The organism is Sorangium sp. So ce296, assembly GCF_051529605.1.
Taxonomy (GTDB): Bacteria; Myxococcota_A; Polyangia; order Polyangiales; family Polyangiaceae; genus Sorangium; species Sorangium cellulosum_D.
Genome location: NZ_CP150325.1, coordinates 3,810,127 through 3,823,059 on the forward strand (window position 1 = coordinate 3,810,127; position 12,933 = coordinate 3,823,059).

Below are 12,933 nucleotides of genomic sequence, written 5' to 3' on the forward strand. Positions count from 1 at the left end.
GGCCCCGTCCGCCCCCGACCCGAGCGCGCGCCCGGCCGCTTCCGCCGCGAGCACGAACCTCAGGGGAAATAGCTCGACGGCATCTGCGCCAGTCCCACGGGACCGGTCGACCTGGACGGCAGACGGAACGTGCGCAACACCTCCGAGACAAACGCCCGCGGGTCGTGAGTGATGTAGAAGTGGTCGCCGTCCAGCGCGCGCAGCTCGGCGCGACCCTCCAGCCAGCTCTTCCACGCTTCCACCTCGTCCCGACGGGCTTCGTCGTCGGACGATCCGTAGAGCAAGAGCGTCGGCGTCCGGAGACGCGTGGTACAGCGGTCCAGCGCGAGGCGGTAGCTCTCCGAGGCGAGGAAGTCACCGCGCAGCATCGGCAGGAACACCCCTCTGAGATCGGCGCTGGTGCGGAGCTCCGCGGGGCAGCCTCCCAGGCGGATCAACTCCTCGATGAATCCATCGTCGTCGAGAGGGCTGAGCATGCGACGCGGGATCAGGTGTGGCGCGTGGCAAGCGGAAAGGACGAGGCCGGCTGGCGCGCGCCCCCACTGCTCGAGCAGGCGGCATGCTTCGAACGCGATCTGCGCCCCGACGCTGTGGCCTACCAGGAACCATGGGCCGCTGGGCGGCTCCGCGCACAGCTCGTGAGCCAGCTCGGACGCGGTGTGCTGGACGCTCCGCATGGCCGCCTCGTCCAGACGATGGTCTCGCCCCGGATAGGTCACGAGGGACGCGGAGACGTCCAGCTGAGACAGCGCCTTCCAGCTGCGGAAGGCGGTGTAGCTCCCACCGCCGAAGGGGCAGACGATCAGGTGCGGGCTGAAGGGGGTCGGAGCGCTCAAGATGCGGCGCAACATTCGAGGCGAAGTGTTCATGAGATGTCCGTGGTTGTGGCTGGAGAGGCGACGCAGACCTGCTTCACCAAGGCCCCCTTGTTGACCTTGCCCACGCTCGTCTGCGGGAAGCTCTCCAGGACCACCAAACGATCCGGCAGCTTGAACGCGGCCACGCCCAGACGGCTGAGGTAGGCGTTCACCTCGGCCAGCGCGGGCGCTTTGCCACGCGCGATGATGCATGCACAGGTGCGCTCCCCCATGGTGGAGTCCGGGACGCCGACGATGGCGACGTCACGGATCGCCGGGTGGGCCATGAGATAGTTCTCGATCTCCTCGACCGGGACCTTCTCCCCTCCCCGGTTGATCACGTCCTTGCTACGGCCTTCCACCACCAGATGACCGCTGGCCAGCCGCCGCACCAGGTCCCCGCTCCGATAGAAGCCGTCGGCGGTGAACGCCCGACGATTGTACTCTTCCGCACGATAGTACCCGCGTATGGTGTAGGGACCGCGGACCTGCAGCTCACCGACCTCGCCGTCCGCCACCTCGACATCCGAGGCGTCGACGATCCTCACCTCGTCGTCCGCGGCGACCGGCCGGCCTTGCGTGTCGATGACGATGGATTGGGGATCGTCGAGCCGCGTAAAGTTGAGCAGCCCTTCTGCCATGCCGTAGACCTGCTGCAACCCGCAGCCGAGGACGGGCCGCACGCGCGCCGCCGTCTCCGCCTTGAGGCGAGCGCCTCCTGCCTGGAGCCACTGCAAGCTGCTCAGATCTGCCTGCACCCACTCCGCCGCCTCCAGCCACAGCACGACGAGCGGCGGGATGAGGGCGGTTACGGTGATCTTCTCCTTCTCGATCAGCCGGAACGCGGTCTCAGGGCTGGGGTCTTTGCAGAACACGACGGTGCCGCCGGCGTGCAACGTGCCCAGGGCTCCAGGACACCCCAGAGCAAAATTGTGGGCGATGGGGAGGCTCACCAGGTAGCGGGTGCTCTCATTCAGGCCTGTCACCTCGGCGCTGAGGCGGACGTTGCAGACATAGTCGTCGTGCGTGCGCGGGATCAGCTTGGGAGCCCCGGTCGTTCCGCCCGACAGCAAGAGCAGGGCTACATCGCGGGGTGCCGGCCCGGCCATGGCCTCCGGCGGCGCGTCCACCTCCGACAACGACACGAACTCCTGCGCATCGCCCACCACGAGGACGTGCCGGAGGCTCGCCACCTTCTTGCAGACCGCGCGGGCGAGCGCCCGGTAATCGAAGCCTACGTGCATGTCTGCGATGACGTAGGCGACCGACTGTGAGAGCTCCGCCAGATGCACGATCTCCGTCTCTCGATGTGCCGGCAATGTCAGCACCGGGATGGCGCCGATCCGGAACAACGCAAAGCACAGCGACAGGAATTCGGCGATGTTGGGCAGCTGCACGAGGACCCGCTGCTCCTTCGCGATGCCGAGCCGGCGCAGCCCCGCGGCCATGCGATCCGCGCGCTCGTCGAGCTCCTGGTAGGTCCAGAGGCGCGCCCCGTCGACGACTGCCAGGCGCGTCGGCGCCGCTTGGGCCCGCGCGCGCAACATCTCTCCCAGGCACTCGCCCCGCCAGTAGCCCGCCTCCCTGTAACGAGCCACGAACTCATCCGGCCAATCCACACATCCACTCAACATGAGAGATCCCTCGCTTCCACCGACCCTCGTCGGCTCTCACGGTCCGGCGCTTCGTTGCGCTTGGCTCGGGTCGGACATCGGACGGGCCGGCAGCACGATCGCGCCGTGCAGCAGGGTCGGGTCGAGCTCAGCCGAAAGGCCCGTGATCTCGATGGCGCGGACCCCCGTCGCCTCGGCGGGCTCGAGCACGAACGTGGGGTCGTCGGCGACGATCCGGCGCACCGCATCTCGATCCTCGGCACGGACGCCCAGCTTCACCCGGCTGAGCCGCTTGGCGCCGTTCGGATGGCGGCTCTCTCTCGGATGTTGAGGCGGATCGTAGGGGCTCACGACGAACGGGAGGCGATCGTTCGCCGGATATGCAAACTTGAAGCGGATCTGCTGGCCGTCCGGCTTCGTTCGTCTCCACCCGACGGCTCTGCCGACGGGGACCCCTGCATTCCGCAGCGCGGCGAGCTCACGGTCGAGAGCGTGCGTATCCGTCACGACCGCGACATCGCAGAAGCCTTCGCCGTTCTCGGACCAGCGGATCATCCGCCGGCCTGAGCCGCGTCCGGCCATCAGCTCGATCGGCCACTTGAACCACTTTGCGCTGCGCGGGGTCGTGAGCAGCTCAATGATGGGGCCTTCGGTGAACCAGATGTGGGCGTGCTGAGCCTTTCGCTCGGCCGTCGCGTAGTCTACCTTGAACCCGAGCTTTCTGTAGTCGCGCACAGCTTGATGAATGTCGCGTACCCATAGCAATACGTGGCTGCAAGAAGTCGCCATGTTCACTCCTCCCGAGCGCCAGGCTCTCGTTCAACGCGCGCCGCTCCCGGCCGCCTCGGCGACCGCAGCGCGCGCCGCCGCGCGCAGCTCGTCGACGGGGAGCGGCTCCGGGGTCTCCGGACGGATGAGCTCGGGCATCCCGATCCGCTCCGTCAGGTCCCGCCACGCCAGCGACACGCCCAGGGCCCACTGGCCGCTGCGGACGCGGCGGGCCGGGTCGGCGATGTCGCCGCACAGGTCGTGCAAGGCGACGACCACGGCGTCAGGCCACGTCCGTGCAAACACGTCGTGATAGCTGCGCGTATCCTGGTCGCCCAGGATCGAGGTGCTCTTCACGGCGAGGCGGTCGGTGCCGGAGCCGCTCATGATCAAGCGCCCGGTCGCGTCGCGCGGCGAGTGCAAGCGCGGATTCCAAAGAACTGGTCCGTGCGTGTCGGCCAGGGTCAGCACGCCGGCATCACACCCGAGCGAGATCCTGTGCATCAGCAGAGAGTGATTGTCTGGATCCTCCGGGTGGACCTGGTTCTGCACGCGGAGCGTCACGGGCACTCCGCCGACGGTCGCGGTGAGGCTCTGGAACGGCTGGCCCGCGGCCGATGAGGACCGGTCACCTCGCGGCGCGCATTCCGAGAACGACCACGGTCGCAGCTCGCCCGCGGCGCGGCCAATCACGTCGAGGAGCGGATACGCGACCTGGCTGTTGCAAGCGGCGTCGATGAACTGGATACGCTGTCGTTTCCTGAGGTACTCAGCCGCCGCGAGGAACTGCCGGATCGGGCGCACGTTCGGGTAGAGCGTGTTGACCGCGTAGGCAGCGCCCCCTCGCTTCGCGGCCTTCATGCATGCGGTGATCTCCGTGGCGTGCACGGGATGCTCCTGCAATACGTGGATCCCACGCTCGAGCAGCGCCTTGGCGATGTCGGAGCCTGGGCCGCCGGTCGCCCCCGAACGCACCACGACGCAGGCGATGTCGACGTCGTCGGGGATGTCCTCCACCTTCGTGTAGAGCGGCGCGCCGTAGCGCTCCGCGCACTCCCGGGAGAAATCGCTGCCGCGCGCGAGCAGGCCGGCGAGCGTGAACGAGCCCTGCGCCGACGCGACGGCATCCAGGTAGATGCGACCGAAGGCCGTGCCGGCGACGACGACGCGCTTCTTCTTGCCGGAGCCGGCGCTCACCAGGTCACCTGCATCGTGAGCGGCCCGCGGAAGAACGTCGCGGTCTTCCACTGGACGTCCGCGGCGAGACGGAGATCCGGCATGCGAGTCACGAGCGCGCGCAACGCTTCCTGAAGCTCGATCCTGGCCAGCGACGCGCCGATGCAGTAATGCATCCCAACGCCGAACGCGCAGTGCGCTCGCGCATCTCGCTCGAAGTCGAGCCGGTCGGGAGCAGAGAACTTGCGTGGATCATGGTTGGCCGCGCCGACCGACGCAAACACGGGCTCTCCCGCGCGCACGAGCGTCTCGCCTACGTGGACGTCCTCGGTGGCGTAGTGCGGGAACATCGCCGCGGACGCGACCGGCACGAAGCGGAGCATCTCTTCGACGGCCTGCGCCACGAGGCCAGGATCGGCCTTGAGGCGCGCGAACTGCTCCTGATGGGTCAGGAGCGTGTAGATGAAGTTCGGGATCTGCGAGGACGTGGCCTCGTACCCTGCGATGAGGATGGCGATGCAGAGCTGGACCATCTCGCGCTCGTTCAGGCGATCGTTCACGTCGTGAGCCTCGATGAGCGCACTCATCAGATCGTCGCCGGGCTCGGCGCGGCGCAGACGGATCAGGCCCATGATGTACTGGGACAGCTCGCCGAGGTTCCGCTGCGTCTGTTCAGCGGTCTGCGTGTTGGTCGAGAGCAGGGAATCATTCCACTCCTTGAACTTGGACTGGTCCGCCACCGGCACGCCCAGGAGCTCGCAGATCACGGACATGGGGATCGGCAGCGCGTAATCCCGCACGAGATCCGCAGGGGGACCTTTGGCCACCATCTTGTCGATCAGCTCGTTGGCGAGATCGCGGACGTGGGGGCGCAGCTGCTCCACGCGCCGGTTCGTGAACGCCTGGGTGACCAGGTTGCGGATGCGGGTCAGCTCAGGCGGATCCATCATGACGATCCCGCCGGCGATGCGCGGGAGCGCCCTCGGAGCCTCCGGGCGCTTCGCGGCCTCCTCGCGGCTGAACCTCCGGTCGGAGAGCACGAAGCGGACGTCCTCGTAGCGGGTCGCGAGCCACGCCGGCTCGCCGTAAGGCAGCTTGACCTTGAGCAGCCCCGGCGTTCGCTGAGCTTCAGCGTACTCGGGCGCGAGCGCAATGCCGTTGAACAGGTTGAACGGATACGGGATGGGGGAATTCGGTGTGGTCGTCATTGCGATCATGCCTGTGATGCCGCCGTGGGGTTCGAGCGGGAATCGAGGCCCTGACGGCGAGCGGCCCAGTCCCGCAGCCGCTCGCGGTCGAGGGTGCCACCTGAGGTGAGCGGCAGTTCATCCACGATCTCTATCCGGGCTGCGGCCCCTACGCGCTCGCCGAGGTGTGCAGAGAGGCGCTCCGAGGTCAGCGGCACCCGATCCATCTTGGCCCGGGCCGCGAACACGCGATGGCCGAGCCGCTCCAGCGGGTGCGCGTCCCCGGGTAGCCCGAGGACGCGCTGCAGGCCAGCGCCGTCCAGCACCGCGTTCCATTGAGGCAGCGAGAGGAACGTCGACTCCGTCTCGGCCCTGCCGTCGCTGGCGTCGTCCAGCATGAACGCCTGGGACGCCATCACCCAGAACTCTTCGACCGTGGGCTCGGTGAGGACGAGCCAGCCGCCGGGGCCGAGGAGCTCGTTGAGCCAGCGGACCGAGGCGTCCGTGTTCCGCGCAGCGTTGAGCACGCCCCCGCCGATGATCACGTCGAACGAGTTCGGCTCGAAGCCCTGTTCTCGGGGCGGGGCGTTGATGTCGTAGCGGCCGAAGCGCACGGAGGGGTATCCGGCGAGCCGCGGCGCGGCCTGATCGAGGAAATACCTGGATACGTCGGTGTAGAGATAGTCGACGTCGGCGCCCGAGAGCTCCGGCAGGAGCGACTCCGATGTCGCCCCCGTGCCGGCGCCGACCTCGAGCAGCCGGATCGGTCGCTGCCCGGGCCACTCCTTGGCGATCCTACTCACGAGATGGCTCACTGCGCGATGCTGATACCGGGCGGCGATGCTCTCGCGATACAGGGCCCTGGCGAGATCGGTGCGCCCTTCCGGGAACAACAAGTGGACGGCCCGCACCGCGCCGGAGATCAGATCAGGCAATCGCTCGGCATTGCGAAGCGCATAGTCGATCGTGCCGGTCGCGCCGACCGTGGCCAGCCATTCACCCTTCAGCTCCTCCCACGCGCGCGCCAGCGCGGCGTCCGAGTATTCGCCGACCGGGCGCGCGGCGCTGAGCACGTCGCCGTCCCGGCGCAGCAGCTTCTGCTCGGTGAGCACCCTGATCCAGCGACGGATGAGCGGCCGATGCTCGGCAGCGACCCGCGCCCGCGCGAACACCTCGTCCACGGTATGCACGGCGGCCGCGTCGGTGAACAGGCCGCTCTGGCTCAGCGCGTTGAGCATCGAGAGCAGCGACGTTTGCCCCAGCCGCTCCACGGCCGCGATCGCCCTGTTCAGGTCGGTCCCGGCGAACTCGGCCTCCAGAGCGGCGGTCGCTGCGGAGACGACGCGCTGTTCGGTCGCGTCCCCGTCGGCGTCGCCGCGGGCGCGCTTCGCGGGGACCGCGAAGATCGCCCAGCCGGCGCTCTCGGACGGGATCACCGCCGCCGCCGCCACGCTGGGGCAGCTCGTCACGAGCTCGGCGATGCGCGCCGCTTCCTGCTCGGCCCGGCGCAGCTCGCGCTCCACCGGCACGAGCCCGGCTTGGCTGGCGATCCGGTCGGCGAGCTCTGCGCCAAAGACGCGCCGCACGGCCGCGGACGACTCGGCGGAGAGCGCCCCACCGACGCCGGCGTCGACCACGACGCGTCGTAGCGAGCCGAGGTCGGCGAGCGCGGCAGCCGGGTGAGCCACGAGGCTGCGCAGCAGCGTCGCGGAGAGGATCGCGCAGTCCGGAGCCGCTCGCTCGAGGAACGCCAGGGCCTTGGCCGGGTTCGCGGCCGCCGGGTGGTGGTGGACGGAGGCGCCGGCGCTGAAGCTCGCGAACGCAGCATCACCGCCGAACCCGGCCAGCGACGAGAGCACCGCCGTGCGCGCAGGAGAAGGGCCGAGCGCGTCGCGCATCGCGGCCAGCGACTCCCAGAACACCCCTGCAGACCACACGAACGGTCCGCGAACGACGGAGAACGGCGCGTCGTCCGCTATTCGGGGCTCGCAGGCTCTCGCCGCATCGAGCGCGGACAGGTCAGCGCCCGTGATCGTCAGGACATCTCCGCCGTCGCTCGCCGGCTGCTCGGCGGAGAACCGCGCGCCGAGCAGCATCGCGGCCAGCCGGGTGGGCAGGGCCTGCGGCACGTCTCCAGCGCTCCAGCGCAGCGAGCGGCCGGCGGCTCCGCGCTGGCGCAACGCCGTCACGGCGCGGTAGGTCCAGTCGAGCATCTGTGCTCCGGTCCACTCTCGCCCGCCGGAGACCAGCGCCGCGCGGATCCCAAGGCGCTCCAGCCCATCGATGATCTGTCTTACCGTCATGGCACCTCGTCCGGAGGTCGTCAGCAGGCGGTCGCGAAGAACAAGTGCTGGCCTGCCACGGCCAGCGGTGAATCGAGCGAAGGAAGGACGAACCGCGGCGCGAAGGCAGACGCCAAGAGCTCCGCATTCCAGCCGGGTGCATCGACGAACACCTGATCGGTCCCGGCGCGCCGGTCCTCGCTGCCAAGCGGCGGCGAGCCAGCCGGGGGAGACAGAAGGAACTGCATCGCCGTGAGGATCGCGAGGTTCTCTCGTGTGGAGTCCGTGAAGATGAGCCATCCCCCGGGGGCGAGCGCGCGGCGGACTCGGCGCAGCGTCCGACCCACATGCACCGCGTTGTGAAGGACGTTGCCCGCGAGCACGACGTCGGCCGCATGCGGCTCCACCCCCTGCGCCGCGAAATCGGCGTTGATGTCGAGCGTGGCATAGCGCATCCCGCGATGGCGGCCGAACCGCTCCTGCGCTGCGACCGTGAACGCGCGCGATATGTCGGTGAACAGATAATCGACCGGCGCGGCGTCGAGGGCACGCAGCGCGGCCGCCGTGGCGAGCCCGGCGCCGCCGCCGAGCTCGAGCACGCGCAGCGGCCTGTTCCGCAGCTCGGCGCAGCAGCGCACGAGGTGAGCGCCGGCGGCGCTCAGGTACGCGGTGAAGACGTTGTCCTGGTAGGCCGCGACGGAGGAGAGATCCTGCCGGTCGCGAAACAAGAGCTGCTGGATCGAGACCTCATCGCGGACGAGCTCATGCAGGCGGCGCAGCGCCACCTGGTGAACCTCCGCCATCGCGGGCGGAAAGCCGAGCGCGGCGTAGGCGTCGGGCAGGTCTGCGGCCGCGCCGGCGTCCCGCAGGGCCCGTCGCCACACGTACCGATCCGCGGTCTCGCCGAGGACACCTCGATCCGTCAGCGCGACGAGCCACCGCCGGACGAGCCATGCGTGTCGCGGCGCCGCCCCCAGCGCGCCGACGATCTCCTCCGCGGTGCGCTCTTCGCCTCCCGGATGCACGGCGCCGCTCGCGAGGAGCAGCTCCCAGATGGCCCGCAGGCTGATCGCCTCGAGCCGCTGCATCGCCCCAGGGAGGTGCGCGAGCGCAGCGCTTCCCGATGCTCGTTCCAGCAGCCCGGTGCGCCTGAGCCCCGCCTCGTGTACCTCCTCGCTCGTCGGCGCGTCGGCAGCCGCACAGCCGGCGTCGTCGGCGGCGGCCTCCACAGCCGCCGCAGCCAGATCGGCGCTCGGGACGACCGTCGCGTCAGCGCGCGCCGCCGCGGGGCCGAGCGCCGCGAGGACATCGTGCCGGAGGCGGCACAACGTGAGCTGAACCTGAGCCTCGCTGACGGCTGCGCCTGGGCTCGCCATCTCGCTGGCGAAGCTCGTCAGCTCGCCGCTGATCGCGCGGAGCCAGCTCACGGTCTCACGCTCCGCCGGCGCGTCCGGTCCGCCGAGCAGCGCGCCAGCCCCCGTAGAATGCGGGGTCCAGACGACCTGCCCATGAACCCCTGTCAGCGTCAGCTCGCCGGCGTCGCTGCCCATGACGATCTCGATCGCCATCTGCGCCTCTGGCGACGCCTCGTTGCGCACCCGCAAGACGAGGGGCGTACCCGCGAGGCTGCCCCCGAGCACGACGAGCCCGCTCGCCACCTGCATCGGCGCATGGATCTGCCAGGGACGCAGGGCGCCGAGCGCGTCTCCCATCAGGCGGAGCAGCGCCTGAATCGACGCTCTCGTGCAGCTCGCCGCGATGTACCTGACCGGCGTGCGCGCGCGGAGCGCCTGCGCTGCGCCGAGAAACCGCCGGGACGACGGCGCGGCGGAGGCGACGGCTGCCAGCCGGAAGGCCGCTCGGGCGAGGCGCGCCTGCCGCATGCACGCCGCGAGCTCATCGTGCTCGAGCGGCGCTTCGACCAGCACAGCGCTCCCACGCCCCAAGAGCTCGACCGCGCGCTCGGCGACGGGCACGCCGTGTCCGATCGCCGATACCCAGCAGCTCACGCCCGCGCCGACGGGGAGCTGATCCGGCCGGGTCCAGAGCGCTATCCTGGCCTGATCGGCGAACCTCCGGGCCTCCTCGCCGCCGTCGGCGAGCTGACCGACGAGGTGAAAGCGCCCGTTCAAGCGCCGAAGCGCGGCCAGGTGCAGAGGACCGAAGCCGGCGCCGCACAGCACAAGCGGGATTCCGGCGGTCACAGCGAGCCCTCCTCGGTAGCGCCGAGCGCGTCGATCGACGTGTCCAGCAGATCGAGCGTGCTCACCGCGCCGCTCTCGCGAAGGCGGCCCACCGCCGACACGGGTTCGAGCACGGCCGCGGCGAAGTGGCGTCCAGCGGGCACCTCCCCCTGGTCCACCGCCAGCGTGGTGAGCGCGGCCATGCTCCCGGTGAGCTCGGCGTTGCGCCGCCCGCGCATGACCAGCGTGCGCGTAACCGGGGTGCCATCTCGCAGGCCGTCGAGCTGCGCGAGGAGAACGACGTGCGGATCGCGTCCAGCGAGGTCGAGCAAGCTGGCCCGGCGCAACGCCGCGACCGCCTCGCGACGTACGAGGCTGCGCGCGCGGTCGAAGGCCGTGAGGATGTGCTGGCCGGTGAGGACAGTGTACCAGTCCCCCCGAGCAAGCCGGAGCGACGACGCGAGCCGCTCACCTTCGGTGTTGAGATGAGGCAGCAAGGTCGCCGGGCCAGGGAAGAACGGGACCTCTACGTTGCGCATCCGGGTCAGCACCCCGGAGCGACGTCCCTCTCGCCATGCTGCGAGCGGCTCGCTCACCCCGTCCGTGGCAGCCTGGAGGTAGTCGTCCGCGGCGACCTCGGTGAAGTGATCCAGCACGCCGAAGTAGCTGCGCAGGCCCTGGACCTGGCTGAACGCTCGATGCGCCGCCCAGCGCGGCAAGAGCGCGGTGAGGCCAGGCTGCAGCCCTGCTGAGAGCACCGCCGCGCGCCGCCGGCGGCGGTACTCGTCGCCGTCCAGAAGCGCGTACAGCGCATCGTCGCCGGCGGCGTCCACGTAGTCGGCTCCTGCTTCCAGGGCTGCCCGCGCCGCGCGGTCGGCGATGGAGTGCGACGGACCGGCGCAGTTGAGCACGATCCGGCACCCAGCGACGAAGCGGCGCAACGACGCGTCGTCCCGAACATCGACGGCCTGGTGATCGACCGCCTCCGCGGACAGCTCATTCGCGAAGCGGCGAGCCGCTTCGAAGTTGCGTCCACCGATGCGCAGCGGCCTGAGGCCGAGCGACAGGAGCCGCCGGGCCGCATGCGCTCCGACGTCGCCGTAACCGCCCAAGATGCCGATCGTCATCCTTCAGCCTCCACCAGCCGCCATCCGTGGGCGCGGCGGCGCTCGCTCCAGAACGCCGTGTACCGCCCGTCGCGCGCCAAGAGCTCATGGTGCGTGCCCGCTTCGGCGATACGGCCGCCGTCGAGCACGAGGATCTGATCTGCGGACACGATGGTCGGCAGCCGGTGCGCGATGACCAGCAGGGTCGACCGATCCATCAGCGTTCGCATCGCGCTCTGGATGTAGCGCTCGTTCTCCGGGTCGAGCGCTGCGGTCGCCTCGTCCAGCAGCACGATGGGCGCGTTCTTCAGCACGGCTCGCGCGACCGACACCCGCTGGCGCTCCCCGCCGGACAGCGACGCGCCGCCCTCGCCGACGCGGGTCTTCATGCCCTGCGGGAGGCGCTCGATGATCTCGTCCACGCCCGCCAGGCGGACGGCCTCGCGCACCTCCTCGTCCGTGGCGTCCAGCCGGCCCACCCGGATGTTCGCCTCGAGCGTGTCATCGAACAGATAGACGTCCTGCATGACCAGCGACAGCTGCGCCATCAAGTCCTCGGTGGAGAGCTCGCGGACGTCCACGCCGCCCACCCGGACCGATCCCGCGTTGACGTCGAAGAAGCGCGCGATCAGCCGCGTGATCGTGGTCTTCCCGGAGCCGGATGCCCCGATGATCGCCGTCATCGTCTTCGGCGCTATCCGGAACGACACGTCGCGGAGCACAGGCGCGCCCGTCTGGTAGCCGAACACGGCGCCGGAGAGCTCGATTTCCCCCGGGGCCGTGACGGGCTTGGAGCGCTCCGGCTCGGCGAGCGGCGCCTCTTCGAAGATGGCGGAAAGCCGCTCCAGATCGTTGCCCGCCATCCGGAGGAGCCCGCTCCTCCCCGCGGCCTCGGCCAGCGGCCCCACGAACCGGGCGGCCAGCGCCAGCAACGCCATCAGCTCGATCGGGTCGATGGACCGGTCGAGCGCGCGCACGACGCCGACGGCGATCAGCGCGGCGAACGCCAGCTGCACCGACAAGCCGCCGGCGAGCAGCCTGGGGAAGGTCTGGCGCAGCATCGACCCGCCCGCGACGCGCTGCGCCTCGATCGCCTCCTCCAGCGGCGCATAGCCCCCCGTCGCCCGACCGAAGGCTCGCAGCACCTGCTGGTTGCGCGCGAACTCGACCACCCGGTTGCTGGCGAGCGCCCCCGCGGCGTCGACCTGCTCCTCCGTGCGGCCGATCCACGCCGATGACCAGCGGTGCGTCAGGTAGATCAGCGGAGTGCAGACGATGGCCGTCAGCCCCAGCTGCCAGTCGAAGAACAGCATGGCGACGGCGATGGTCGCGGGCGTCAGGATACCGCTCACCACCGGCGTGAGGAGATGAGCGAACACGTTGGTGACCATCATGGTGCCGCCCGTCGCGCTCCGCGACAGGCGGCCCACCTTCTCCGAGGAAAACCAGCCGAGCGGCAGGCGGGCGATATGGTTACCGAGCCGGTTGTGCAGCGTGGTCAGGACGACCAGCGCAAGCGCGAAGCCCTTCATCGTCTGCTGGTAACGGGCGATGCAAGTCACCGCGACGACCGCGGCCAGCAGGAGAAGCCAGCGCAGCGCCGCGCCCAGGTCCCCGCTGAGCAGCGCCTTGAGCACGGGCACGAGGAACGCCATCGCCACGCCCTGGACGACGGAGTAGACGATGAGCCAGCCGAAATAGACGTGCAGCGCTTTGGTGTGCTGCGGCCCCAAGATCTTGGTCAGCTGCCGGATCATCAGG

General features: G+C 70.0%; 9 protein-coding genes. All 9 read right to left on the reverse strand.

Annotated elements, in window-relative coordinates:
- Positions 1–59: 59 nt before the first annotated feature.
- From WME98_RS14360 to WME98_RS14400, 9 genes are read right to left on the reverse strand one after another with little or no spacing between them, the layout of a single operon-like run.
- Positions 60–869 (reverse strand): thioesterase II family protein, encoded by an 810-nt coding sequence (locus WME98_RS14360; RefSeq protein ID WP_437951813.1) that lies wholly within the window; start codon positions 867–869, stop codon positions 60–62.
- Positions 866–2,491: a (2,3-dihydroxybenzoyl)adenylate synthase gene (locus WME98_RS14365; RefSeq protein ID WP_437951814.1), complete on the reverse strand. Its 1,626-nt coding sequence runs from the start codon at positions 2,489–2,491 to the stop codon at positions 866–868. Before WME98_RS14365 ends, WME98_RS14360 begins: the two co-directional genes overlap by 4 nt.
- A gap of 36 nt (positions 2,492–2,527) precedes the next feature.
- The gene (locus WME98_RS14370) at positions 2,528–3,259 is read right to left on the reverse strand and encodes a VOC family protein (protein ID WP_437951815.1); all 732 of its coding nucleotides are present in this window, start codon (positions 3,257–3,259) and stop codon (positions 2,528–2,530) included.
- 30 nt (positions 3,260–3,289) lie between these two features.
- Positions 3,290–4,435: a Gfo/Idh/MocA family oxidoreductase gene (locus WME98_RS14375; RefSeq protein ID WP_437951816.1), complete on the reverse strand. Its 1,146-nt coding sequence runs from the start codon at positions 4,433–4,435 to the stop codon at positions 3,290–3,292.
- Complete coding sequence (locus tag WME98_RS14380) at positions 4,432–5,622, reverse strand: cytochrome P450 (protein WP_437951817.1); 1,191 nt, start codon at positions 5,620–5,622, stop codon at positions 4,432–4,434. The genes WME98_RS14375 and WME98_RS14380 overlap by 4 nt, the downstream gene beginning before the upstream one ends.
- Before the next feature lie 5 nt (positions 5,623–5,627).
- Positions 5,628–7,904 carry a methyltransferase gene (locus WME98_RS14385; protein ID WP_437951818.1) on the reverse strand — a complete coding sequence of 759 codons (2,277 nt, stop codon included), beginning with the start codon at positions 7,902–7,904 and terminating at the stop codon, positions 5,628–5,630.
- Positions 7,905–7,924: 20 nt separating this feature from the next.
- Positions 7,925–10,087: a methyltransferase gene (locus tag WME98_RS14390; protein WP_437951819.1), complete on the reverse strand. Its 2,163-nt coding sequence runs from the start codon at positions 10,085–10,087 to the stop codon at positions 7,925–7,927.
- The gene (locus WME98_RS14395) at positions 10,084–11,193 is read right to left on the reverse strand and encodes a saccharopine dehydrogenase NADP-binding domain-containing protein (RefSeq protein WP_437951820.1); all 1,110 of its coding nucleotides are present in this window, start codon (positions 11,191–11,193) and stop codon (positions 10,084–10,086) included. The genes WME98_RS14390 and WME98_RS14395 overlap by 4 nt, the downstream gene beginning before the upstream one ends.
- Entirely contained in the window at positions 11,190–12,929 is a 1,740-nt protein-coding gene (locus tag WME98_RS14400; protein WP_437951821.1) for an ABC transporter ATP-binding protein, read from the reverse strand. The genes WME98_RS14395 and WME98_RS14400 overlap by 4 nt, the downstream gene beginning before the upstream one ends.
- Between the last annotated feature and the right edge of the window lie 4 nt (positions 12,930–12,933).

What these genes read in the sequence shown, in the direction of transcription:
- WME98_RS14360 (WP_437951813.1), bottom strand. Translation starts at nt 869, where the DNA reads ATGAACACTTCGCCTCGAATGTTGCGCCGCATCTTGAGCGCTCCGACC.
- WME98_RS14365 (WP_437951814.1), bottom strand. Translation starts at nt 2,491, where the DNA reads ATGTTGAGTGGATGTGTGGATTGGCCGGATGAGTTCGTGGCTCGTTAC.
- WME98_RS14370 (WP_437951815.1), bottom strand. Translation starts at nt 3,259, where the DNA reads ATGGCGACTTCTTGCAGCCACGTATTGCTATGGGTACGCGACATTCAT.
- WME98_RS14380 (WP_437951817.1), bottom strand. Translation starts at nt 5,622, where the DNA reads ATGACGACCACACCGAATTCCCCCATCCCGTATCCGTTCAACCTGTTC.
- WME98_RS14385 (WP_437951818.1), bottom strand. Translation starts at nt 7,904, where the DNA reads ATGACGGTAAGACAGATCATCGATGGGCTGGAGCGCCTTGGGATCCGC.
- WME98_RS14395 (WP_437951820.1), bottom strand. Translation starts at nt 11,193, where the DNA reads ATGACGATCGGCATCTTGGGCGGTTACGGCGACGTCGGAGCGCATGCG.
- WME98_RS14400 (WP_437951821.1), bottom strand. Translation starts at nt 12,929, where the DNA reads ATGATCCGGCAGCTGACCAAGATCTTGGGGCCGCAGCACACCAAAGCG.